The sequence below is a fragment of the Pseudomonas schmalbachii genome, assembly GCF_017589465.1.
Classification (GTDB): domain Bacteria; phylum Pseudomonadota; class Gammaproteobacteria; order Pseudomonadales; family Pseudomonadaceae; genus Pseudomonas; species Pseudomonas schmalbachii.
Map to the genome: position 1 here is coordinate 439713 of NZ_JAELYA010000004.1, position 24323 is coordinate 464035.

Sequence of the window (24323 nt, forward strand, 5' to 3'; positions counted from 1 at the left end):
GCAATAAAAAACCGCCGGACCCGCGAGGGCCGGCGGTTTTTCGTTTCAGGCTGGCGCTCAGATTTTCTGCGGCGCCGGCTGCTGCTGGGTGATGCAGTGGATGTTGCCACCGCCCAGGAGGATTTCCCGGCCCGGCACCATCACCACCTCGTGCTGCGGGAACACGCGCTGGAGGATGGCTTGCGCCTCGGCGTCCTTCGGATCGTCGAAGCTCGGCGCGATGATGCCGCAGTTGACGATCAGGAAGTTGACATAGGAGCCGGCCAGTCGGATCGACGGATCGCGCTCCTGGGTGCCAGCCACCAGATCGACGCCGGCGCATTCTTCCTCGGTCGCATGGATCGGACCGGGGATCGGCATCTTGTGCACTACCAGTTGGCGGCCCCTGGCGTCGCGGGCGCCGTCGAGCACGCGCATGGCGGCCTGGCAGCGCGGGTAGTTCGGGTCCTGCGGATCGTCGGTCCAGGCCAGCAGCACTTCGCCCGGGCGCACGTAGCAGCAGAAGTTATCCACATGGCCGTCGGTCTCGTCGTTGTACAGGCCGTCCGGCAGCCAGATCACCGTGTCGATGGCCAGGTGATCGCGCAGCACCTGCTCGATTTCCTCGCGGGACAGGTGCGGGTTGCGGTTGCGGTTGAGCAGGCATTCCTCGGTGGTGATCAGGGTGCCTTCGCCGTCGACGTGGATCGAGCCGCCTTCCAGCACGAAGCCTTCGGTGCGGTAGCGCTTGCGGCGTTCGATCTCGAGGATCTTGCTGGCCACTTGGTCGTCGTGCTGCCACGGCGCGTAGAGGCCGCCGTCGAAACCGCCCCAGGCGTTGAAGGTCCAGTCCACGCCGCGGACGTCGCCCTTGTCGTCGATGACGAAGGTTGGACCGGTATCACGCACCCAGGAGTCGTCGGTGGTGATCTCGACCACGCGGATATTGGCGTCGTCGAGGCGGGCGCGGGCGTTCTCGTACTGTCCGGCGGAGACGCAGACGGTCACCGGCTCGAAGCGCGCGATGGCCTTGGCCACGGCAGTGAAGGCGGCCTGCGCCGGCTTGCCGCCGAGGCGCCAGTTGTCCGGGCGCTCCGGCCAGATCATCCAGGTCTGGCTGTGCGGTTCCCACTCCGCCGGCATGCGGAAGCCGTCGGCGCGGGGAGTGCTGTTCAGGGTTTTCATCGTGTTGACCTGTCGGGTAGGGCGGGTGAAACCCGCCATTTGCAGCGTTGGTCGGCACATCTGGCGGGTTGCACCCGCCCTACGCACTGGCTCCTACAAGGGCCTGGCGTCAGGACTCCAGCGAGCCGTCCAGGGTCTTGATCGGGCCGTACAGGTTCGGGCGACGGTCACGGAACACGCCCCAGGCGCTGCGGATGTGTTCCAGCGCGTCGAGGTCGAAGGTCTGCACCAGGATGCCTTCCTCGGTCTGGTTCAGTTCCTTCACCTTTTCGCCGAACTGGTTGGCGATGAAGGAGGAGCCGTAGAAGGTGATGTCATAGCCGTCCTGCTCTTCCTTGCCAATGCGGTTGGAGGCGATCAGCGGCATCAGGTTGGCGCCGGCATGGCCCTGCTGCACGCGCTGCCAATGTTCGCGCGAGGTGATGGTCGCATCATGCGGCTCGCTGCCGATGGCGGTCGGGTAGAAGAGGATTTCCGCGCCGAGCAGCGCCATGCTGCGTGCGCACTCCGGGAACCACTGGTCCCAGCAGATGCCCACGCCGATCTTGGCGTAGCGGGTCTGCCAGACCTTGAAGCCGGTGTCGCCCGGGTTGAAGTAGTACTTCTCGTGGTAGCCCGGGCCGTCCGGGATGTGGCTCTTGCGGTAGACGCCGAGGTTGCTGCCGTCGGCATCGATGATCGCGATGCTGTTGAAGCGGGCACGGCCGGCGCGCTCGAAGAAGCTGATCGGCAGCACGACCTGCAGCTCTTTGGCGAGCTTCTGGAAGTGCGCGATGGCGGCGTTCTCTTCGACCGTGGTGGCGAGCTGCAGGTAGTCCGGATTCGGCTTCTGGCAGAAGTACGGGGTTTCGAACAGTTCCTGGATCAGGATGATCTGCGCGCCCTCGGCGGCAGCCTGGCGTACCAGTTTCTCGGCGTTGGCGATATTCGCGGAGCGATCCCAGGAGCAGGCCATCTGAGTGGCGGCGACGGTGACGTTGCGGGTCATGGAACACCTCGGTGAGCAAACTCGAAAGGGCCTACTGACCTTAGCAGAGGCCGGTGACGGTTCTGAGTGGGCGCGGATTGGCAAGGCCAGTCGGGCGCCGATCAGCCATGAGCGATTTATATCCGATATAAATCGGTTTTAGAAGGGCGTATTAAAAATATTTCGGCCTAAAATACCGATTTTAATCGGATATAAATCGGCTTACGCCATCGGCAAAGGGGATTCGCGCTTGGGCAGGAAGGGTGGCAGGTAGAGCGCCAGGTAGGCATCGAACACGCGCATGCCTTCTTCCGCCAGGCGCTCGCTGATCAGCCCGTGGCGTTGCACGGAGAGGGCATAGACGCGGTCGCCGAGCTCCATCGCCAGGCTGAACACTTCGATATCCGCCGGCAGCGGCGGTAGCTGGAAATGGCGGTCGAACAGGGCGCGCATCGACTCGCCGAGCTGCACGTCGTGCTGACGGTCGGCCAGGGTGACTTCGGCCAGGCCGTGGCTGGCGAGGATCAACTGGCGGGCGGCGGCGTCCCGCGCGTAGACCGCCAGCATGCGCTCCTCGACGATGCGCGAGAGGTCGCGCCAGTCGCGCAGGGCGGCGTGGTCCACCGGCTCCGCCAGGCAGGCGCGGAAGGCCGCGTGGACGTCGCTGGTCAGCCCGTGGAGCAGGGCGGGCACGCTGGGGAAGAAGTGATACACCGACGACGGCGGCATCTCCGCGCGTTCGGCCACCGCATAGATCGACAGGCCGGCGGCACCGCTCTCGGCCAGCAGCACGCGGGCGGTGTCGAGGATGGTGGCGATCCGCGCCTGGCTGCTGGCGCGGGGTTTGCGGGCGGTGCTGGCGGCTTGTTGCATGCGGGTCTCCGGGCGTGAGCGGCTATTGGACGTCAGCCCGGAGTTCGCGGCAAGTCCGGGGTCTGTTGACGTTCCGCTTCCTACCGATAATCCGGCGCTGGGACTCCCTCACCCCTGCCCTCTCCCGGAGGGAGAGGGGGCTTTACGGTGCTGCCGGTTGGCACTGCGGCATCCTACGGTGTGGTACCCACCGTAGGTTGGTGCTGAGCAACGCGAAGCCCAACATTGCCATCGTTGGGCTTCACTGCGTTCAGCGCCAACCTACGCGGGTTCTGGCCTGCGCAGGATGCGAGACAGTTGCTCCTGCCGCGACGGAGTGTCAGCTGCCGCCGGCACGCAGCCGGCTCCAGACTTCGTCGAGCACCGGTGCAGCCTTCTCCGGCACGGTTTCCAGGGCGAACAGGCGGCGTTTGGTGGCCTGGTCCGGATACAGGCCGCTCTGCTCGCGCAGTTCCGGGGCGAGGAAGGCGGCGGCATCGGCATTGCCGTTGGGGTAGAGGGTTTCGGTGGTGATCTGCGCGGCGACCTTCGGCTGCATCAGGTAGTCGATGAAACGGTGGGCGAGGTCGGGGCGCGTGGCGCTGGACGGGATCACCAGGTTGTCGATGAACAGCACCGAGCCTTCCTGCGGCACCACGAAGCGCACCGGCTGCCCGGCGCTGGCGGCGCGCAGGGCGTCGCCGACCCAGGCCATGGCGACGCACAGCTGGCCGCCGTCGAGGTCCTGGATGTAGCGCTCGCTGTCGATGTAGCGCAGGTTGGCGCGCAGCGACTGCAGGGTTTCCCCGGCGCGGCGGATCTGCGACGGCGCGCTGCGGGCGAAATTGCGGCCCTGGTAGTTCATCAGTACCGAGAAGGTTTCTTCGGGGGCGTCCAGCAGGCTGATGCCGCAGCTCTTCAGGCGCTCGCTCTGCTGCGGATCGAAGAGCAGGCCCCAGCTCTCCGGCACGGGGCCGCCGAAGGCTTTTTCGGCCTGCGGCTGGTTGATCGCCAGGCCGACGGCGCCCCACAGGTAAGGCACGGCGTGCCGGTTGTTCGGGTCGGCAGCGGCCAGCTTGCTCAGCAACTGGGGATCGAGATGGCTGCGATTGGGCAGGCGGGCGAAGTCCAGCGGCTGCAGCAGTCCATCCCTGACCAGCCTCGGCAGGTCGTTGTGCGAGGGCACCGCGACGTCGATGCGCTCGCCGCTGTGCAGGGCCTTGTCCAGTTCTTCGGCGGTGCTGTAGGTGTGGTATTCGACGCGGATTCCGGTGCTTTTCTGGAATTCGTCGAGCACCGCGGGGGCGATGTAGTCGTTCCAGTTGTAGACGCGGATCAGGTCTTCGGCATGGCTGAGCAACGGAGTGAGAGCGAGGAACAGCAAGGCGGACAAGCGTGGCATTGGCATTTTTTCCTTATATGGCAAGGCACAGCATGAGGCAGCGTGTTTCGGGTCTAGCTCGGATCGCCTGTGGCATGGGGACGCTGTGGAGGTCGGTCCCGGGGCAGATGGAAACCAGGGCGAATCCGCATCGCACGAACGCCCCCGCGTTGAGTGTCGATTCGGATTCGCCCCGGTAACAAAACTGTGCCGGCGCAGGAGGCCGGCACAGATTCTTATCGCTGCTACGGCTTACACCGTGTGCAGATACCAGTTGTACTCGAGGTCGGAGATCGAATATTCGAACTCCTGCATCTCGTGCTCCTTGCACGCGACGAAGATGTCGATGTACTCGGGGCTGATGTACTTGTTCATCACGTCGCTGTCGTCCAGCGAGCGCAGGGCGTCGCGCAGGTTGTTCGGCAGGCTCTGCTCAAGCTGCTCGTAGGCGTTGCCCTCGATCGGCGCGCCGGGCTCGACCTTGTTGGTCAGGCCGTGGTGGACGCCGGCAAGCACGGAGGCCAGCAGCAGGTACGGGTTGGCATCGGCGCCGGCGACGCGGTGTTCGAGGCGTACGGCTTCCGGCGAGCCGGTCGGTACGCGCAGTGCCACCGTGCGGTTGTCGATGCCCCAGCTCGGTGCGTTCGGCACGAAGAAGGCGGAACCGAAGCGGCGATACGAGTTGACGTTCGGGCAGAGGAAGGCCATCGAGGCCGGCAGGGTCTCGAGCACACCGCCGATCGCGTGGCGCAATGCGGCGTTCTGCTCGGGATCCTCGCTGGTGAAGATGTTGTTGCCATCCTTGTCCAGCAGCGAGACGTGCACGTGCAGACCGTTGCCAGCCTGACCGGGATAGGGCTTGGCCATGAAGGTCGAGTCCATCTCGTGATCGTAGGCGACGTTCTTGATCAGGCGCTTGAGCAGTACGGCGTAGTCGCAGGCCTTCAGTGCATCGTCGACGTGATGCAGGTTGACCTCGAACTGTGCCGGGGCGCTTTCCTTGACGATGGCGTCGGCCGGAATGCCCTGGGCGCGGGCGCCGTCGATGATGTCCTGCAGGCAATCGGCGTACTCGTCGAGGTCGTCGATGGAGTAGACCTGCACCGACTGCGGGCGCTTGCCGGAGATCGGCGAGCGCGGCGGCTGCGGACGGCCGTTAATGTTCTCCTGGTCGATCAGGTAGAACTCCAGCTCGAACGCCGCGACGATGGTCAGGCCGATGTCGGTGAACTTCTGTATGACCTGACGCAGCACTTCGCGCGGGTCGGCGAAGAACGGCTGGCCTTCCATTTCATGCATGGTCATCAGCAGCTGCGCGGTCGGGCGCTTCTGCCAGGGTTCCATGGCGATGGTATCGGGGATGGGGAAGCAGACGCGGTCGGCATCGCCGATGTCCAGACCCAGGCCGGTGCTCTCCACGGTGGAGCCGGTGATATCGAGGGCGAACAGGGATGCCGGGAGGTTGATACCTTTCTCGAATACTTTGGGCAGATTGGTGCGTTCGATGCGCTTGCCGCGCACTACACCATTCATGTCTGCAATAAGGAGGTCGACGAACTGGACCTCGGGATGTTCCTTGAGGAACTCGGTCGCTTCTGTGAGCGGAACGGCACTCGGGGGTACCGACATGATGCACACCTTTTTGTTAAAAATTTCAATCATGCGGGGGCTAGGGTGTGAGTCAATCCGAATGGCCTGATGTTGTCAATAGCGCCCCAAAATGCCTCCTGCTGGTGCGCAGAGGCCAAAATTGGGGCGTTTCAGGTTGCTCTGGTGGTTCGGAGAGCCTTGGCTGGCGAGGTGTTCAGTGGGTCGTGTTTGATTTTTTACAGAACTATTGTGTAAAAAATTGAACAACGCTAAGCTCGTTTGCAACCCATAACACATACAAATACGGGTGTCCCATGCCTCGCCTGCCGTTAATCGGCGTCACCGCCTGCACCAGGCAGATCGGTCCTCAACCCTTCCACATCACTGGCGACAAATACGTAAGAGCGGTTGTCGCGGGTGCCGGTGGTTTACCGCTGATCATTCCCTCGCTGGGCGATCTGATCGACCAGGAGACCTTGCTGGACACTGTCGACGGCCTGCTGTTCACCGGCTCGCCATCGAATGTCGAGCCTCATCATTATAGTGGCCCGGCGAGCGAAGCCGGCACTCGACATGATCCCGCGCGAGATAGCACTACACTTCCCCTGATCCGCAAGGCGATTGCCGCCGGTATTCCCGTGCTCGGCATCTGCCGCGGTTTCCAGGAAATGAATGTGGCGTTCGGCGGCACCCTGCACCAGAAAGTGCACGAAACCGGAAGTTTCATGGACCACCGCGAACCGGCCGACCAGCCGTTCGAGGTGCAGTACGCCCTCAGCCATGCGGTGCATGTGCAGGCGGGCGGGGTACTCGCCGGCATCGGCTTGCCGGACGAGATTCAGGTCAATTCCATTCATGGCCAGGGCGTTGAACGTCTGGCGCCGGGCCTTCGAGTTGAAGCACTGGCGCCTGACGGGTTGGTGGAGGCCTTTTCCGTCGAAGGCGCCAGGACCTTTGCGCTCGGGGTGCAGTGGCATCCGGAGTTCCAGGTCGCATCGAACCCCAACTATCTCGCTATCTTCCAGGCCTTCGGCACGGCCTGCAGCAAGAGGGCGGGGCAACGTTGAGTCCGGCGGTTGGGGCCGGACTCTCAAAACCTGAGGTCTTTATGACTACCAAGCTAGACCAGCTGACCAGCTGGCTGAAGGAACGCAAGATCACCGAAGTGGAATGCCTGGTTTCCGATCTTACCGGCATCGCCCGCGGCAAGATTTCGCCGACCAACAAGTTCCTCAATGAAAAAGGCATGCGTCTGCCGGAAAGTGTCCTGCTGCAGACCGTCACTGGCGACTATGTCGAGGATGACATCTATTACGACCTGCTGGACCCGGCCGACATCGATATGGTCTGCCGCCCGGACGAGAATGCCGTGTTCCTCGTCCCCTGGGCCATCGAGCCGACCGCGATGGTCATCCACGACAGCTTCGACAAGCTCGGCAACCCCATCGAGCTGTCGCCGCGCAACATTCTCAAGCGCGTGCTCAAACTGTATGCCGATAAAGGCTGGAAGCCGATCGTCGCGCCGGAAATGGAGTTCTACCTGACCAAGCGCAGCGACGACCCCGACTACCCGCTGCAGGCGCCGGTTGGCCGTTCCGGTCGCCAGGAGACCGGCCGCCAGTCGTTCTCCATCGATGCAGCGAACGAATTCGACCCGCTGTTCGAGGACATGTACGACTGGTGCGAAGCCCAGGGCCTGGATCTGGACACCCTGATCCACGAGGAAGGCACCGCGCAGATGGAGATCAACTTCCGTCACGGCGACGCCCTCGACCTGGCCGACCAGATCCTGGTGTTCAAGCGCACCATGCGCGAGGCCGCTCTCAAGCACAACGTGGCAGCCACCTTCATGGCCAAGCCGATGACCGGCGAGCCGGGCAGCGCCATGCACCTGCACCAGAGCATCGTCGACATCAAGACCGGCAAGAACATCTTCTCCAACGCCGACGGCACCATGAGCGAGCTGTTCCTGCACCACGTCGGCGGCCTGCAGAAGTTCATCCCGGAGTCGCTGCCGCTGTTCGCGCCCAATGTGAACTCGTTCCGCCGCTTCCTGCCGGACACCTCGGCGCCGGTGAACGTCGAGTGGGGCGAGGAGAACCGCACCGTCGGCCTGCGCGTACCGGATTCCGATCCGCAGAACCGCCGGGTGGAAAACCGCCTCGCCGGTGCCGACGCCAACCCGTACCTGGCGCTGGCCGCCAGCCTGCTCTGCGGCTACATCGGCATGATCGAGGGCATCAAGCCCAGCGCCCAGGTCCGCGGCCGCGCGTACGAGCGCCGCAACCTGCGCCTGCCGCTGACCATCGAGGCCGCGCTGGAGCGTATGGAGAGCAGCACGACGCTGGAGCAGTACCTGGGCGCCCGCTTCATTCGCGGCTACGTCGCGGTGAAGCGTGCCGAGCACGAGAACTACAAGCGCGTGATCAGCTCTTGGGAACGCGAGTTCCTCCTGCTGTCCGTGTGATTTGACGGGGAGCCCGGCCTGACCCGGCGGGCTCCCTCATTGTGGAAAGAGAGGTTTGAAGATGACTAAAGAGACCAGCGCCCAGACCCAGCACTGGCAGGCGCTCAGCCGCGAGCATCACCTGGCTCCGTTCACCGACTACAAGCAGCTGAACGCCAAGGGCGCGCGCATCATCACCAAGGCCGAAGGCATCTACCTGTGGGACAGCGAGGGCAACAAGATCCTCGATGGCATGGCCGGTCTCTGGTGCGTCAACGTCGGCTACGGTCGCAAGGAACTGGCCGAGGCAGCCTATAAACAGATGCAGGAGCTGCCCTACTACAACCTGTTCTTCCAGACCGCCCACCCGCCGGTGCTGGAACTGGCCAAGGCGATTGCCGACGTCGCGCCGGAAGGCATGAACCATGTGTTCTTCACCGGCTCCGGCTCCGAGGCCAACGACACTGTGCTGCGCATGGTCCGCCACTACTGGGCGATCAAGGGCCAGCCGCAGAAGAAAGTCGTCATCGGCCGCTGGAATGGCTACCACGGCTCCACCGTCGCTGGCGTCAGCCTGGGCGGCATGAAGGCGCTGCATGGCCAGGGCGACCTGCCGATCCCCGGCATCGTGCACATCCCGCAACCGTACTGGTACGGCGAAGGCGGCGACATGAATCCGGAAGAGTTCGGCGTATGGGCCGCCGAGCAACTGGAGAAGAAGATTCTCGAAGTCGGCGAGGAGAACGTCGCCGCCTTCATCGCCGAGCCGATCCAGGGCGCCGGTGGCGTGGTCATTCCGCCGGAAACCTACTGGCCGAAGATCCGCGAGATCCTCGCCAGGTACGACATCCTGTTCATCGCCGACGAAGTGATCTGCGGCTTCGGCCGTACCGGCGAGTGGTTCGGCAGCCAGTACTACGGCAACGCCCCGGACCTGATGCCGATCGCCAAGGGTCTGACCTCAGGCTACATCCCCATGGGCGGCGTAATCGTTCGCGACGAGATCGTCCATACCCTGAATGAGGGTGGGGAGTTCTACCACGGCTTCACCTACTCTGGTCACCCGGTGGCGGCGGCGGTGGCGCTGGAGAACATCCGCATCCTGCGCGAAGAAAAGATCGTCGAGAAGGTCAAGGCGGAAACGGCACCCTATTTGCAGAAACGCTGGCAGGAGCTGGCCGACCACCCGCTGGTTGGCGAAGCACGCGGCGTCGGCATGGTGGCGGCGATCGAGCTGGTCAAGAACAAGAAGACCCGCGAGCGCTTCGGCAACGATGGAATCGGGATGCTGTGCCGCGAGCACTGCTTCCGTAACGGACTGATCATGCGTGCGGTAGGCGAAACCATGATCATTTCGCCGCCGCTGGTGATCGAGAAAGCACAGATCGACGAGCTGATCACTTTGGCGCGCAAGTGCCTCGATCAAACCGCCGCTGCTGTTCTGTCTTGAGTCCCTGACGGGACCTTGCCAGACTGCGCCTGTGCGTTGGCCAGGCTCACCGGGGGGTGACGCCCAAGGGCGGCGCCACCCGGATCATCAGAAAAACAAATGGAGCTACCCGCATGTTGAAAACCTTTGGCAAGACCCTGCTCGCCGTGACGTTGGCGGGCGCTGTGGCCGGCATGGCGCAGGCAGACGACAAGGTACTGCACGTTTACAACTGGTCTGACTACATCGCCCCGAACACTGTCGAGAAGTTCACCAAGCAGACCGGGATCAAGGTGGTATACGACGTCTACGACAGCAACGAAGTGCTGGAGGCCAAACTGCTGGCCGGCAAGTCGGGCTATGACATCGTGGTGCCGTCCAACTCCTTCCTTGCCAAGCAGATCAAGGCCGGTGTCTACCAGCCGCTGGATCGCTCCAAACTGGCGAACTACAAGAACCTCAACCCGGACCTGATGAAGACCCTGGAAATCAGCGACCCGGGCAACAAGTACGCGATTCCCTACATGTGGGGCACCATCGGCATCGGCTACAACCCGGACAAGGTCAAGGCTGCCTTCGGCGACAACGCCCCGGTGGACTCCTGGGACCTGGTGTTCAAGCCGGAAAACATCGAGAAGCTGAAGCAGTGCGGCGTGAGCTTCCTCGACTCGCCGACCGAAATGATTCCGGCGGCCCTGCACTACCTGGGCTACAAGCCGGACAGCAACGATCCGAAGGAACTCAAGGCAGCTGAGGAGCTGTTCCTGAAGATCCGCCCGTACGTCACCTACTTCCACTCCTCGAAGTACATCTCCGACATCGCCAACGGCAACATCTGCGTCGCCATCGGCTACTCCGGCGACGTCTACCAGGCCAAGTCCCGCGCCGAAGAGGCGAAGAACAACGTCACCGTCAAGTACAACATTCCGAAGGAAGGCGCCGGTACCTTCTTCGACATGGTCGCGATCCCGAAAGACGCCGAGAACCCGGAAGGCGCGCTGAAGTGGATCGACTTCCTGATGCAGCCGGAAATCATGGCTGAGATCACCAACGTCGTGCAGTTCCCGAACGGCAACTCCGCCGCCACTCCGCTGGTGGAAAAGGCGATCAGCGCCGACCCGGGCGTCTACCCGACCGAAGAAGTGATGAAGAAGCTGTACGCCTTCCCGGACCTGCCGGCGAAGACCCAGCGCACCATGACCCGCAGCTGGACCAAGATCAAGTCCGGCAAGTAAGCGGGGTAGTCACTGCCGCTGGCCTGCAGCGGCAGCCGACACACCGGGCCGGCGCCGGGTTCATCCCCTGCGCTGTGCCCCGTGTACCCGAAGTACCCCGAGCAGTGGGATGGCCACGTCGGTCGTGACCTTCTCGTGACGCCCCGGACGGCGACAGGCGTGCGCCTGCAACGAAATGCAATCGCAGAAGAACAACAGACAAAGCCAACAACGAGAGGATTGACGTGTGCGAGTTCCCTTCGGAAAAACCCTGATCGCTGCCACAGCCGTATTCGGCCTGGTCACTGCTGCGCAGGCCGCGTCGACGGTACATATCTACAACTGGTCCGACTACATCGGTGAGACCACTCTCGCCGACTTCGAGAAGGAAACCGGCATCAAGCCTGTGTACGACGTCTTCGACTCCAACGAGACCCTCGAAGGCAAGCTCCTGGCCGGTCGCACCGGCTACGACGTGGTCGTGCCCTCCAACCATTTCCTCGGTCGCCAGATCAAGGCCGGCGCCTTCCAGAAGCTGGACAGGAGCCAGTTGCCGAACTGGTCGAACCTCGACGCGCACCTGATGAAGCAGCTCGAGGCCAACGATCCCGGCAACCAGTACGGCGTACCGTACCTGTGGGGCACCAACGGCATCGGCTACAACGTCGAAAAGGTCAAGGCGGTGCTCGGCGTCGACCACATCGACTCCTGGGCCGTGCTGTTCGAGCCGGAAAACATGAAGAAGCTGTCGCAGTGCGGCGTCTCGTTCCTCGACTCCGGCGACGAGATGATGCCGGCAGTGCTCAAGTATCTGGGCCTGGACCCGAACAGCGCCAACCCGGACGATTACAAGAAGGCGGAAGAAAAGCTGATGGCGGTGCGTCCGTACGTCACCTACTTCCACTCCTCGAAATACATTTCCGACCTGGCCAACGGCAACATCTGCGTTGCCGCCGGTTTCTCCGGCGACGTGCTCCAGGCGGCCACCCGTGCCGAAGAAGCCGGCAAGGGCGTCAAGATCGCCTACGCGATTCCGAAGGAAGGCGCCAACCTGTGGTTCGACATCCTCGCCATCCCGAAGGATGCGGAAAACTCGAAGCAGGCCCACGCCTTCATCAATTACCTGCTCAAGCCCGAGGTGATCGCCAAGGTCAGCGATTACGTCGGTTACGCCAACCCGAATACCAAGGCTGGCGAATTCATGGATGAAGAAGTGCGCAATAACCCCGAGGTTTACCCACCTCAGGAGGTTCTCGACAAGCTCTTCGTGCAGCACGAGCTGCCGCCGAAGATCCTGCGCCTGATGACCCGGTCCTGGACCAAGATCAAGTCCGGCAAGTGAAGCGATTCAGATAACCAAGCATGCCCGGCTGCTGTGGCCGGGCCTCAATGAGTTGGGAGTTGTGGTAATGGCAATAGCCTCCGGTGCCTACAAGAAAGCCCTAGCGGGCGACCAGCAGCCGAAAGAGGTGCTGGTAAAAATCGACCGGGTCACCAAGCAGTTCGACGAGACGTTGGCTGTGGACAGCGTGTCCCTGACTATCAAGAAAGGCGAGATCTTCGCCCTGCTCGGCGGTTCCGGTTCCGGTAAGTCCACCCTGTTGCGCATGCTCGCCGGCTTCGAACGGCCGACCGAAGGGCGCATCTTCCTCGATGGCCAGGACATCACCGACATGCCGCCCTACGAGCGGCCGATCAACATGATGTTCCAGTCCTACGCACTGTTCCCGCACATGAGCGTGGCGCAGAACATCGCCTTCGGCCTCAAGCAGGACGGCCTGCCGAAGGACGAGATCGACCAGCGCGTCAACGAGATGCTCAAGCTGGTGCAGATGAGCCAGTACGCCAAGCGCAAGCCGCACCAGCTCTCCGGTGGCCAGCGCCAGCGCGTCGCCCTGGCCCGTTCGCTGGCCAAGAGTCCGAAGCTGCTGCTGCTCGACGAGCCGATGGGCGCGCTGGACAAGAAGCTGCGCTCGCAGATGCAGCTGGAGCTGGTGGAAATCATCGAGCGTGTCGGCGTGACCTGCGTGATGGTGACCCACGACCAGGAAGAGGCCATGACCATGGCCCAGCGCATCGCCATCATGCACCTCGGCTGCATCGAGCAGATCGGCAGCCCGATGGACATCTACGAGACCCCGGCCAGCCGCCTGGTCTGCGAGTTCATCGGCAACGTCAACATGTTCGATGGCCAGTTGGTCAAGGACGTCGAAGACCACGCGGTCATCGCCTGTCCTGCGCTGGAAAACCCGATCTACATCGGCCACGGCATCAGTACCCGTGCCGAGGACAAGCGCATCACCTATGCGCTGCGCCCGGAGAAGGTGATGGTCAGCGCGGAGAAGCCCGATGACCTTCAGCATCCCGACTGCAACTGGGCCCAGGGCACTGTCTACGATATCGCCTACCTTGGCGGCCACTCGGTGTACTACATCAAGCTCGCCTCGGGGATGATCGTGCAGGCCTTCATGGCCAACGCCGAGCGCCACGTGAAGCGCCCGACCTGGGAACAGCCGGTGTACATCAGCTGGTATGACGACAGCGGAGTGGTACTGCAATCATGAGGCTCCCCAAACTGAAGCTCAGGGGCCGGCATGCCGTCATCGGCATCCCGTTCTTCTGGCTGTTCCTGTTCTTCCTGTTGCCCTTCATCATTGTGCTGAAGATCAGCCTGGCCGAGGCGGATGTCGCCATCCCGCCGTACACCGAGGTCTTCCAGTACGCCGACCAGACGTTGCAGGTGGTGATGAACCTCGGCAACTACGTGATGCTGAGCGGCGACCCGCTGTACATCGACGCCTATCTCGGCTCGCTGAAGATGGCGTTCATCAGCACCCTGATCTGCCTGCTGATCGGCTACCCGATGGCCTATGCCATCGCCCGCGCCAGCAAGGAAATGCAGACCGTGCTGCTGCTGCTGATCATGATGCCGACCTGGACGGCGATCCTGATCCGCGTGTACGCCTGGATGGGCATCCTGTCCAACAACGGTCTGCTCAACGGCTTCCTGATGTCCATCGGCATCATCAACGAGCCGCTGACCATCCTCAACACCAACCTCGCGGTGTACATCGGCATCGTCTACTCGTACCTGCCGTTCATGATCCTGCCGCTCTTCGCCAACCTGGTGAAGCACGACCAGAGCCTGCTGGAAGCCGCGTCCGACCTGGGCGCGAGCGATATCACCAGCTTCTGGAAGATCACCGTGCCGCTGTCGAAGAACGGCATCATCGCCGGCTGCATGCTGGTGTTCATTCCGGCGGTGGGCGAGTTCGTCATCCCGGAACTGCTCGGCGGCCCCGAGACGCTGATGATCGGCAAGGTGCTGTGGCAGGAGTTCTTCAACAACCGCGACTGGCCTGTGGCTTCCGCCCTCGCCGTGGTGATGCTGGTGATCCTTATCGTGCCCATCATTCTCTTCAACAAGAACCAGGCTAAAGAGCTGGAGGGCAAGGTATGAACCACCTCGACGCATCCCGCCCGTCATCCTCTTCAACAGGCTCTCCATCCAGAAGCAGGGCTAAAGAACTGGAGGGCAAGGTATGAACAAGCGCTGGTCCGTTCCGAGCATCATGCTGGTGCTCGGCCTGCTGTTCATCTACATCCCGATGGTCATCATGGTCATCTACTCCTTCAACGGCTCCAAGCTGGTGACCGTATGGGGCGGCTGGTCGGTGAAGTGGTATGTCGGCCTGCTGGACAACTCCCAGCTGATCGGCTCGGTGTTCCGCTCGCTGGAGATCGCCGTGTACACCGCGATTTCCTCGGTGATCCTCGGCACCCTGGCGGCCTTCGTGCTCACCCGCATCCCGCGCTTCCGTGGCCGCACGCTGTTCGGTGGCATGGTCACCGCGCCGCTGGTAATGCCCGAGGTGATCACCGGTCTGTCGCTGCTGCTGCTGTTCGTGGCCATGGCCCAGATGATCGGCTGGCCGCAGGAGCGCGGCATCGTAACCATCTGGATCGCCCACACCAGCTTCTGCGCGTCCTACGTGGCGGTGGTGGTTTCGGCGCGCCTGCGCGAGCTGGACCTGTCCATCGAGGAAGCGGCGATGGACCTGGGTGCGCGGCCGTGGAAGGTGTTCCTGCTGATCACCATCCCGATGATCGCGCCGTCGCTGGCGGCGGGCGGCATGATGTCCTTCGCCCTGTCGCTGGATGACCTGGTTCTGGCCAGCTTCGTATCCGGTCCCGGCTCGACTACCCTGCCGATGGAAGTGTTCTCCGCCGTGCGCCTGGGTGTGAAGCCGGAGATCAACGCCGTTGCCAGCCTGATCCTCCTGACTGTCTCGCTGTTCACCTTCTTCGCCTGGTACTTCACCCGCCAGGCCGAGGAGCGCCGCAAGCGTGCCGTACAGGAAGCCATGGAGGCCTCGGCCACCGACTGGCAAAAGAGTTCGACAGCCACCGCCTGACGCCGTCTTGTCGGCCGGCCGACGCTGGTGCTTGTCGAAACACGGGCCACCTCAGGGTGGCCCGTTTCGTTTCCGGGCGAAAGATTTACCTGTCGTCGAAACTATCGGAAATTTCTATGGCATTTTGACGCCATGTTTACGCCGATAGCCGACTAGTATTGATTCTGTTCGCTGGTGACTTCTGGTCCCCCCGCAAATGGAACGGTCGCCAGCCAGCGGACGATGCTTGTGCAACACCCCCCGAGCGGGAGATGGCGCGGAATACAACACCCTTTATCCCTTGCGGGAAATAACGCGCCAAGGAGCTACGGCATCTCCTGCAGCCCTCAGCAAGCAAGAAACCTCGCCCCGGCGGGGTTTCTTGCTTTTCGGGCCTTCACCGGGCCGCTGGAACCAGTTGCAGCAGGCCACGACTGTTGGCCGCCACGTCCTCTTCGGCCAGGTGCTGCGGCTGGTAGAGCCCGTCGATGTAAGGTTGCGCCTGGTCGGCATAGTGCCGGTCGAACGGCACGCCGCTCTGGCCGACCGGATTGATACCGAGGCTGTGCGCCGGATCGGCGAAATCGATCAGGCGGCGGGCCGATGGCCCATAGACCACCTGCCAGGGTGCTGTACCGATACGCGCCGACAGGTTGTTCGGCGTCTCGTGGCCGCCCGGTGCGGCGAACGGCCCGACGTTGAACAGCCGGTCCAGCGGCTTGCGCCGGCCGAGCGGGTGGTTGTGGGTCAGGGTGTGCGCCTTGCCCCATTGCCAGGTGGCCGGGTCGTCGCCGAGTGTCTGGCGCAGATGTCGCAGGCTGGTCTGCCAGGCGCTGCGGACGATCTCCTCGCGGTTTTCCCGGGCCGGTGTGGCGCGGTTGTCCCACCAAGGGGAGCCGGCATCGGCGGCCAGCCGTGGCAAGGCGATGTCGAGCGCGCGGGTTGAGAGCAGGTTGGTGAAGAAGGCCTCGCCCAGTTCGTCGCGCATGGCGCTGTCGGCGAGCTGGTAGAGCAACTGGTTGAACAGGGTAGCGGCGGCCGAGTCCAACGGATGATCGCCTTGCCAGTCGGCGAGCTGCTCGATCAGCGCTTTTTCCTCGGCATTCGCAGCGATATTCCGCAGGATCGGCAGCAATGGCTGCAATGTGCGCGGACCGTAGCCGGTGCCGCTGTCGAGTTGCAGCGCCTGGCTGTTCTGCAGATCCCATTTCACCCGGTCGTCGCGGAGCTTTTCATCCAGCCGCTGGCCGCGATCGGGCAGGTTGTAGTAACCGGGAATCGGCTTGCCGCCGGGCTGGAAATTGGCCGAGACGATATAGCCGCGCGGCGGATTCTCCTCCTGCGGGTTGTCGCTGAACGGCAGGAAGCCCGGCTTCTCCGCCTCGCCGCCGGCGCCATCGAGGATGAACGCCGGGTTCACTCCGGCCGGCCGCTGCGGCAGTTGCGCGGCGGCCCACCAGCCGATGTCGCCGCTGGCGCTGGCCCAGACGATATTCAGGCCGGGAGCGTGGACTTTCGCCGCGGCGGCGCGGGCCTTGTCCAGCGTGTCGGCGCGGTTGAGCTGGTAGAAGGCATCGAGCAGCGGGTTTTCGCTTTCGAGGAAGGCCCACCAGAGGGCGATCGGCGTTTTCCCGGCTGTAGCCCCGAGCGCGTCGTTGATCAGCGGGCCATGGGGCGAGCTGCGCAGCACCAGCTTCACCGGCTGTTCGCCCTTCACCGCGATGCTCTGCTCCTCGCGCCTGAGGTCCACCCACTGGCCGCGATACCAGACCTGCTCGGGGTTGGCCGGGTTGACCTTCTCGGCGATCAGGTCGATGTCGTCGTTCTGGAACATGGTCAGGCTCCAGCCGAACTGCCGGTTGTGACCGAGCGAGGCGAACGGGTTGAGCGCCTGGTGATGGCCGTAGAGCTCGAAGCCGGGGGCGCTGAGGTGTGCCTCGTACCACACCGCCGGTACGGCGAAGCGGATGTGCGGATCGCCGGCCAGCAGCGGGCTGCCGCTGCGCGTGCGGCTGCCGGACACGGCCCAGGCATTGCTGCCCTCGAACTGCGGCAGGCCGGCCTCTGCCAGCGCCTGCTGGCTGAGCCGGGCGATGGCGTCGAGGTCGCGCCAGTCGCCGTCGGCCAGCGTGGTACGGCCGAGCGCGCCGTCGGGATGCCAGGCCAGGTCGAAGATAGCCAGGTAGTCACTGCCCAGTTCGTCGCGGATGTAGGTGAGCACCGGTTCGGTACGGAAGGCGGCAGCGAAGCTGTAGGCCATGTAGCCGGCGACGCTGATGCAGTCCGCCGCGGTGAACGGACGTTGGGGAATGCCCAGCAGATCGAACTCCAGGGGCCGCGGATGGCTGTCCTGGAACTGGTTGATGCCATCCAGATAGGCTTCCAGCGCCTTCCAGGCGGGCGACTGGCGGTCCTGGCGAGCGACGTACTGGTCCGCCCGGTCGCGGATGCGCAAGGTGCGGAACAGGCGGTCGGTCTCCACCAGCGTCGGGCCAAGTACCTCGGCCAGTTCGCCGCGGGACAGGCGGCGCAGCATTTCCATCTGGAACAGTCGGTCCTGGGCATGCACGTAACCCAGCGCGCGGTACAGGTCGGATTCGTCCTGCGCGCTGATGTGCGGCACGCCGCGCTCGTCGTAGCGGATGCCGACCGGATGGTTCAGGCGCTGCAGGCTGGCCCGGCCGTCCCGCTGCGGCTGCTTGCCGTGCAGGTACCAGGCGCCGGCGGCGACGCTCGCCACGATGATGACGGCCAGCGCCACGAGGCTGCGCTTCATTCGTCCCTCTCCCTGTTTTCGAGGGCGAATTCTGCGCACAAGAATATGGCCGGCAAAAGCGGAAAGTTGACCGCCGCACCGGGAGTCGGCGCGGCGGCTTGCGGTCACTCGACCAGAGGGATGTCCTTGGTGCCCTGTATCAGGGTGATGGCATCGAGCTGATCCTCGATCTGCAGGAAGCGCAGCGAACGCTGTGGCGAGACCTCCTTGGCTATGCGCCCCAGGTACTTTTCCTTCAGCTCCTGCTTGTCGTCCTGCAGCTCCAGCACGCGCTCCTGCAGCTTGGCGGCCTGGTCGTTGGTAACCGATCCGGCGTGGCTGTTATAGGCGCGGGCGTAGTCGAGGATGATCGCCAGGGTTTCCTTGCTCAGCTTCTCCGCTTCGGTCCGGTAGCTGTTGTAGATCGGCCAGAAGGCTTCGGCCTCCTGCGAGTCGAGTCCCATGTTGGCCTCGACGATGCGTTTGCGCTTGTAGTCGATGTCGGCCAGGGTGTTCTGGATCGCCGACTTGTGCTCGTCCATCACCTGCTTGGTGCTTGGCTCCTCTGCGGCGGTAGCTACCAGCGGCAGGCTGAGCAGGGCGCAGAAGGCCAGGGCGGGGCGTAGTTGCATGACGTACTCCTTCGTTGCGGGATGGTCCATCGTGGACCTGTGCCGGAGAAAGTGTAGTCAGTGCGGTGGCGATGCTCAGTCGGCCGGCGGAGCCCAGGGGCAATAGCAGCCGACCGCCAGGGTGTGGGTGGCCTCGACCTTGCGCCCGGCGACCAGCGCTTCGAGGATCGGCTCGATGAAGCTGTTGCTCGAGGTGCAGGTGGCGCCTTCGCTGTACGGGCCGAAGTAGGCGAGCCGGCCCTGGGCGTCCCAGATGCCCACTGCGGGGCTGGCCGGCAGGCGCTCGGCGCCGGGCAGGGTGGCGAGAGACCTCAGCGCCTTCAGGGTTTCCGGAAGCTGGCCGCGGCTGCCGGGCTTGCGTACTTCGAAGAACTCCACGCCCTGCGGCGCGAAACGGCCGATCAGCTCGGCGAGGTGCTGCTGGTTGCCGACATTGCACGGGCAGGCCGGGTCCCAGAAATGCACCAGACGGATCGGGCCGGGCCCCGACAGCTCCCGTGGCAACTGCAGGCCGTCGCCGGCGAACAGCGTCGGCTGGTCGCTGAACGGGCGGATATAGCGGCTCTGGAACCACCAGTAGGCGGTCGCCAGGCCGGCGAGGCAGAAGGCGGCAATCAGGCTGGCGAGAATGGCTTTGCGGCGGGAGGTCATGGCGAATACCGGTAAGATAGCCGTCAAGCTTGCCATGCCGCGTGCCGCGGCTGAATATCCGGCGGGGCGGAACGACATATTCCGCCTATCCTCCCGAGAGACGGAATACCCGATGCCAGAAGCCTTCGAGCCCTCCCTGCTGCGCCAGCACCTGCGACCTCTGGCCGCAGCTTCATTGGATGAGGACGTACGCCGTTACCAGCAGTTCTATGGGCTCGATCCCTCGCTGCGGCACCCGGGCGTATCGACGCGCCTGGGCTGCTTCGCCGCGGGCGGCTACCGCATCGCCGCGCAGTACTGGTGCCCGGAGCGGCCGAGGGGCAGTCTGCTGCTGCTGCATGGCTACTACGATCATATGGGCCTGTTCCGCCATGTGATCGACTGGGGGCTGCAGATGGGCTTCGCGGTGCTGGCCTGCGACCTGCCGGGACATGGCCTGTCCGATGGAGCGGCCGCCAGCATCGGCGACTTCGCCGAGTACCAGGCGGTCCTGACCGGGCTACTGGCGCAGGCGGACATCCTCGACCTGCCGAAACCGTGGCACCTGTGTGGACAGAGCACCGGCGGCGCCATCCTGCTCGATTACCTGCTGACCGGCACGCCGCGGGATGATCTCGGCGAAACTATCCTCCTCGCGCCGCTGGTGCGGCCGCGGGCCTGGGGCTGGTCGAAGCTGAGCTACCAGATGCTGCGGCCCTTCGTCGGCTCCATCCCGCGCAAATTCACCGACAACTCGAACGACGCCGAATTTCTCACCTTCCTGCGCGACCGCGACCCCCTGCAGCCGCGCACCCTGCCCACCGCCTGGGTGGGCGCGTTGGCGCGCTGGATTCCGCGCATCGAGGCGGCAGCGCCCGGCCCGCAGAGCCTGATCGTGGTCCAGGGCGACGCGGACGAAACGGTGGACTGGCGTTACAACCTGAAGGTGCTGGACAACAAGTTCGAACGTATCGAGTGCCTGTTGCTCAGCGGCGCGCGACACCACCTGGCGAACGAGAGCGAGACGCTGCGCCAGCGATATTTCGAGTTTCTTGGGGAGAGGCTTGGGTGAGGGCGGTGGGGCGTTGGAACTGGTGAGAGCTGTACTCCGGGGCGTTTCCCTGAATCCTTGCGCTAACTTCCTTCAAGCGCCGCGCCCGGCTGTACAGCGAGGGTGATTGTACGGGGATGCCGGCTCGGAATGGGCTTATAGCCCTGTAGGGAAATTCACTGCCCGTCTTGGCCAACCGCCAGGCCGGCGCGTACGGCGCCCAGCGCTGCCTGGTAATAGGTCTTGCCTGCCGGCGAGTCGGTGAAGTCGGCGAACTGGCCAAGCTCGCCATCCGACAGCTCGCGATAGACGTACAGCAGGGTGTTTTCCAGATCGGCGCCAATCTGCCCCATCAGCTTCTGCCGCTGGCCTTCCAGCATTTCCCGTGGCTGGACCTGGCCGAGCAGGCCGGGAAGCATCTGGCTCAGGCTGTCGGCGGCCACCGCGGCCAGCGCCATGCTGACCTCGGCACCGGCCTCGCGGGCCGGCAGCGTCTGGCTGAGGCGCTGGATCAACTGGCGGCGCTGCTCGCTGGCCTGCTGGCGCGGCAGCCCATTGGCGTGCTGGGCGAGCTGGTCGCTGCGGGTGGCGAAGGTTTCCGCCGCCGTCACCTTGCGTCCCAGCGGCGATTCGAAGAAGGCCAGGGCGGATGAGCAGTCCGCCAGGTTCTGCCGCAGGCTGCCCAGGGCGCGCTGGTCGATCTCGGCCGGGGCGAAGCGGCGATTGCTGTTCTCCACCAGCGCCTGGTACAGCGCCGGCGGCAGGTTGTTCTGGTAGCGCTTCTGCGCGGCATGCAGGGCGTCATTGAAGTGCGCGCGCTGTTCGGGCCAGCCGGCGGCCTGGTACAGGCGTTGGTAATCGTCGGCCAGAGCTGGCAGGCCCAGCAGGAGCAGGGTGAAGGCAAGCAGTGCGCGCAATTGGGACTCCTCAGGGGGCGGCAATTTGTCGCCGCCGGCTTATTGTCGGCAAGGCTTGCCCGCCTTGTCGAGCCGGATGTGCCGGACGTTACAATGCCACATGAACTTCCATCCCGAATCCCCTCTCCTGCAACGCATCGTCGATGATCTGGCCGAACGCGGCTGGTCGCGCCAGGACGTCTTCCTTCCCGCCGAGCTGACCGCCGCGTTGGCCGTGGAGTGCCGTGTCAGGGCCGTTTCCGGTCAGCTGGAGGCGGCGGCTGTCGGCCGTGGCGAAGGGCAGGCCGTGCGCGAAGGCATTCGCGGCGACCGCATCCAGTGGCTGGAGGGCGGTCAGTCCGAGTCCTGCGATGTCTACCTGGCGATCATGGACGCGCTGCGTCAGGCGCTGAACCAGGGGCTCTATCTCGGCCTGGAGGACTTCGAGAGCCATTTTGCGCTGTATCCGCCCGGTGCCTTCTATCAGAAGCATCTCGACCGTTTCCGCGACGATGACCGGCGCACGGTTTCGGCGGTGCTCTATCTCAACGAGGACTGGCAGCCCGGACAGGGCGGCGCACTGCGCATGTACCTGAGCGACGGCGAGGAATGCGATGTGCCGCCACTGGGCGGCACGCTGGTGGTGTTCCTCTCCGCCGACTTCCCCCATGAAGTGCTGCCGGCGACCCGCGAGCGCCTGTCCCTCACCGGCTGGTTCCGTCGTCGCGGCAACGGCCCCGTCTGAGCCGCCCAGCCGGTCGGGAACATCCCGGCGTGACCCGTCCTGCCCAAGACGCTAGTCTGGATCGGTCGGACATGGAGTTGCGCAGTCATGCATAAAGTTCTCGTCAGCCGCTGCCTGCTGGGGCACCGCGTTCGTTATGACGGCGGCGCCCACGGCCCCTTCGACCTTCTGCAACGCTGGCAGGCGCAAGGGCGCGTGATCGCCCTGTGTCCGGAAGTGGCGGGCGGCCTGCCGACGCCGCGGCCGCCAGCGGAAATCCCCGGAGGCCAGGGCGTCGAAGTGCTCGAAGGATCGGTGCGGATCGTGACCGTCGACGGCGAGGATGTCAGCGAGGCTTTCATCCAGGGCGCCGAGCAGGCGGTGGAACTGGTGCGCCGCTACGAGATCCGCATGGCGGTGCTCAAGGCGCGCAGCCCCTCCTGCGGCAATCGCGAGAACTACGACGGCAGCTTCAGCGGACAGCGGATTCCCGGCGAAGGGGTGACGGCTGCCGCACTGAAGCGCATGGGCGTGCTGGTGTTCAGCGAAGAGGAGCTGGATGCCGCAGCGGTCTGTCTGGCTGGGTTGGAAGCCGGGGGTTGAGGTGGGGCAGGGTGAGGGCGGCCGGGCCACCCTCGCGAACGGGTCAGGCTTCGCTCGCCGCCGGCGATTCCGGCAGGAACCAGTTCAGCAGCAGGGCGCAGATGCCGCCGGTGGCGACGCCCGATTCCAGCACGGCACGCACTGCAGCCGGCATGTGCGCGAGGAATTCCGGCACCTGCGATACGCCCAGGCCGAGCGCCAGGGACACGGCGATGATCAGCAGGGCTCGCCGGTCGAGGTGGGTGCCGGCGAGGATGTTGATGCCGGACGCGGCCACCGAACCGAACATCACCATCACCGCGCCGCCGAGCACCGGCTCCGGCACCGCCTGGATCGCCCCGGCGACGCTGGGGAAGAGGCCGAGCAGCACCAGCATGGCGGCGATCCACAGGCCGATATGGCGGGCGGCGATGCCGGTCAGCTGGATCACTCCGTTGTTCTGCGCGAATACCGAGCTGGGAAAGGTGTTGAACAGGCCGGCGAGCAGCGAGTTGGCGCCGTTCACCAGCACCCCGCCCTTGATCCGCTGCATCCATAGCGGGCCTTCGACCGGCTGGCGCGAGACCTTGCTGGTGGCGGTGACGTCGCCGATGGCTTCCAGCGCAGTGACCAGGTAGATCACCAGCAGCGGCACGAACAGCGACCAGGAGAAGCCGACGCCGAAGTGCAGCGGTGTCGGCAACTGGAATGCCGGTGCCTGGTGCATGCCGGTGAAGTCCAAGCGGCCCAGATAGCCGGCCAGCGCATAGCCGGCGGCGAGGGCGATGACGATGGCGCCGCTGCGCAGCCAGACCACCGGGATGCGATTGAGCACGATGATGATACCCAGCACGAGGCCGGACAGCAGCAGGTTCTCGCCGTTGGCGAAGGTGCCGTTGCCCATCGCCGAGAAGCCGCCGCCCATGCTGATCAGGCCGACCTTGATCAGCGTGAGGCCGATCATCAGCACGACGATGCCGGTCACCAGCGGGGTGATCAGGCGTTTGACGAACGGCAGGATGCGCGACAGGCCCATTTCCACGAAGGAGCCGGCCATCACCACGCCGAAGATCGCCGCCATCACCGCTTCCACCGGCGTGCCCGCCTTGACCATCGCCGCGCCGCCAGCGATCAGCGGACCGACGAAGTTGAAGCTGGTGCCCTGGACGATCAGCAATCCGGCGCCGAACGGGCCGAAGCGCTTGCACTGGACGAAGGTGGCGATGCCGGAGATCACCAGCGACATGGAGACGATCAGGTTGGTATCGCGCGGCGAAACCCCCAGCGCCTGGCAGATCAGCAGGCCCGGGGTGACGATCGGCACGATGATCGCCAGCAGGTGCTGCAGCGCGGCCAGCAGGGCGACGGCGGGAGCGGGGCGGTCTTCCAGGCCGTAGACCAGATCGCTACGGCCGCTGTCGGCGGCGGGCAGCCTTTCGTGTGAGCTCATGGTGGGGCGCTCCGGAAAAAAGGCGCGATTCTACGAGCCTGGAGCTGAGGTGGACAGTGTCATGGAGCAAGGGGAGACGAATGGGTGACGGCAATTGTCAGTGGTTGACGTGGGTTGATTTAAATACTGACAAATAGCGTCGGTACTTTTTTGTAGTATCGAAAAA

Annotated in this window: 21 protein-coding genes; 11 read left to right on the forward strand and 10 right to left on the reverse strand. The window is 64.3% G+C overall.

Features of this window, described 5'->3' with window-relative positions:
* Positions 1-57: 57 nt before the first annotated feature.
* The 5 genes from aguA to JFY56_RS13235 form a co-directional block, all read right to left on the reverse strand.
* The gene (gene aguA, locus JFY56_RS13215; RefSeq protein ID WP_208314208.1) at positions 58-1164 is read right to left on the reverse strand and encodes an agmatine deiminase; all 1107 of its coding nucleotides are present in this window, start codon (positions 1162-1164) and stop codon (positions 58-60) included.
* Between the two features lie 109 nt (positions 1165-1273).
* Positions 1274-2152 carry an N-carbamoylputrescine amidase gene (aguB, locus tag JFY56_RS13220; protein ID WP_208314209.1) on the reverse strand — a complete coding sequence of 293 codons (879 nt, stop codon included), beginning with the start codon at positions 2150-2152 and terminating at the stop codon, positions 1274-1276.
* Between the two features lie 201 nt (positions 2153-2353).
* On the reverse strand, positions 2354-3004 hold the full coding sequence (locus tag JFY56_RS13225) for a TetR/AcrR family transcriptional regulator (RefSeq protein ID WP_208314210.1): 651 nt from the start codon (positions 3002-3004) through the stop codon (positions 2354-2356).
* A gap of 319 nt (positions 3005-3323) precedes the next feature.
* On the reverse strand, positions 3324-4385 hold the full coding sequence (locus JFY56_RS13230; RefSeq protein WP_208314211.1) for a polyamine ABC transporter substrate-binding protein: 1062 nt from the start codon (positions 4383-4385) through the stop codon (positions 3324-3326).
* 231 nt (positions 4386-4616) lie between these two features.
* Entirely contained in the window at positions 4617-5993 is a 1377-nt protein-coding gene (locus JFY56_RS13235) for a glutamine synthetase family protein (RefSeq protein WP_208314212.1), read from the reverse strand.
* Between the two features lie 275 nt (positions 5994-6268).
* Here JFY56_RS13235 and JFY56_RS13240 point away from each other — a divergent pair, with 275 nt between their 5' ends.
* The 8 genes from JFY56_RS13240 (at position 6269) to JFY56_RS13275 (ending at position 15458) form a co-directional block, all read left to right on the forward strand.
* The gene (locus tag JFY56_RS13240; protein ID WP_208314213.1) at positions 6269-7021 is read left to right on the forward strand and encodes a gamma-glutamyl-gamma-aminobutyrate hydrolase family protein; all 753 of its coding nucleotides are present in this window, start codon (positions 6269-6271) and stop codon (positions 7019-7021) included.
* A gap of 41 nt (positions 7022-7062) precedes the next feature.
* Positions 7063-8421 carry a glutamine synthetase family protein gene (locus JFY56_RS13245; RefSeq protein WP_208314214.1) on the forward strand — a complete coding sequence of 453 codons (1359 nt, stop codon included), beginning with the start codon at positions 7063-7065 and terminating at the stop codon, positions 8419-8421.
* A 61-nt stretch (positions 8422-8482) separates the two neighbouring features.
* On the forward strand, positions 8483-9850 hold the full coding sequence (locus JFY56_RS13250; RefSeq protein ID WP_208314215.1) for an aspartate aminotransferase family protein: 1368 nt from the start codon (positions 8483-8485) through the stop codon (positions 9848-9850).
* 113 nt (positions 9851-9963) lie between these two features.
* Positions 9964-11064, forward strand: coding sequence for a polyamine ABC transporter substrate-binding protein (locus JFY56_RS13255; protein WP_208314216.1), 1101 nt, complete (start codon positions 9964-9966; stop codon positions 11062-11064).
* A gap of 226 nt (positions 11065-11290) precedes the next feature.
* Positions 11291-12385 carry a polyamine ABC transporter substrate-binding protein gene (locus JFY56_RS13260; protein ID WP_208314217.1) on the forward strand — a complete coding sequence of 365 codons (1095 nt, stop codon included), beginning with the start codon at positions 11291-11293 and terminating at the stop codon, positions 12383-12385.
* Positions 12386-12452: 67 nt separating this feature from the next.
* A complete protein-coding gene (locus JFY56_RS13265) occupies positions 12453-13607 on the forward strand; it encodes an ABC transporter ATP-binding protein (RefSeq protein WP_208314218.1) in 1155 nt (384 codons plus the stop codon).
* Positions 13604-14503 carry an ABC transporter permease subunit gene (locus tag JFY56_RS13270; protein WP_208314219.1) on the forward strand — a complete coding sequence of 300 codons (900 nt, stop codon included), beginning with the start codon at positions 13604-13606 and terminating at the stop codon, positions 14501-14503. Before JFY56_RS13265 ends, JFY56_RS13270 begins: the two co-directional genes overlap by 4 nt.
* An 82-nt stretch (positions 14504-14585) precedes the next feature.
* Positions 14586-15458, forward strand: coding sequence for an ABC transporter permease subunit (locus JFY56_RS13275; RefSeq protein ID WP_208314220.1), 873 nt, complete (start codon positions 14586-14588; stop codon positions 15456-15458).
* Positions 15459-15834: 376 nt separating this feature from the next.
* Here the strand turns inward: JFY56_RS13275 and JFY56_RS13280 are convergent, their stop codons facing one another.
* From JFY56_RS13280 to JFY56_RS13290, 3 genes are all read right to left on the reverse strand, one after another.
* A complete protein-coding gene (locus tag JFY56_RS13280; RefSeq protein ID WP_208314221.1) occupies positions 15835-18213 on the reverse strand; it encodes a penicillin acylase family protein in 2379 nt (792 codons plus the stop codon).
* A gap of 104 nt (positions 18214-18317) precedes the next feature.
* Positions 18318-18824 (reverse strand): transcriptional regulator, encoded by a 507-nt coding sequence (locus JFY56_RS13285; protein ID WP_208314222.1) that lies wholly within the window; start codon positions 18822-18824, stop codon positions 18318-18320.
* A 75-nt stretch (positions 18825-18899) separates the two neighbouring features.
* Positions 18900-19511 (reverse strand): DUF6436 domain-containing protein, encoded by a 612-nt coding sequence (locus tag JFY56_RS13290; RefSeq protein WP_208314223.1) that lies wholly within the window; start codon positions 19509-19511, stop codon positions 18900-18902.
* 76 nt (positions 19512-19587) lie between these two features.
* Here JFY56_RS13290 and JFY56_RS13295 point away from each other — a divergent pair, with 76 nt between their 5' ends.
* Positions 19588-20526 (forward strand): phospholipase BipL, encoded by a 939-nt coding sequence (locus JFY56_RS13295; protein WP_208314224.1) that lies wholly within the window; start codon positions 19588-19590, stop codon positions 20524-20526.
* A gap of 155 nt (positions 20527-20681) precedes the next feature.
* Here the strand turns inward: JFY56_RS13295 and JFY56_RS13300 are convergent, their stop codons facing one another.
* Entirely contained in the window at positions 20682-21422 is a 741-nt protein-coding gene (locus JFY56_RS13300; protein WP_208314225.1) for a hypothetical protein, read from the reverse strand.
* 100 nt (positions 21423-21522) lie between these two features.
* Here JFY56_RS13300 and JFY56_RS13305 point away from each other — a divergent pair, with 100 nt between their 5' ends.
* A complete protein-coding gene (locus JFY56_RS13305; protein WP_208314226.1) occupies positions 21523-22146 on the forward strand; it encodes a 2OG-Fe(II) oxygenase in 624 nt (207 codons plus the stop codon).
* Positions 22147-22233: 87 nt separating this feature from the next.
* Positions 22234-22728, forward strand: coding sequence for a DUF523 domain-containing protein (locus tag JFY56_RS13310; RefSeq protein ID WP_208314227.1), 495 nt, complete (start codon positions 22234-22236; stop codon positions 22726-22728).
* Positions 22729-22771: 43 nt separating this feature from the next.
* Here the strand turns inward: JFY56_RS13310 and JFY56_RS13315 are convergent, their stop codons facing one another.
* Positions 22772-24157 (reverse strand): nucleobase:cation symporter-2 family protein, encoded by a 1386-nt coding sequence (locus JFY56_RS13315; RefSeq protein WP_208314228.1) that lies wholly within the window; start codon positions 24155-24157, stop codon positions 22772-22774.
* Between the last annotated feature and the right edge of the window lie 166 nt (positions 24158-24323).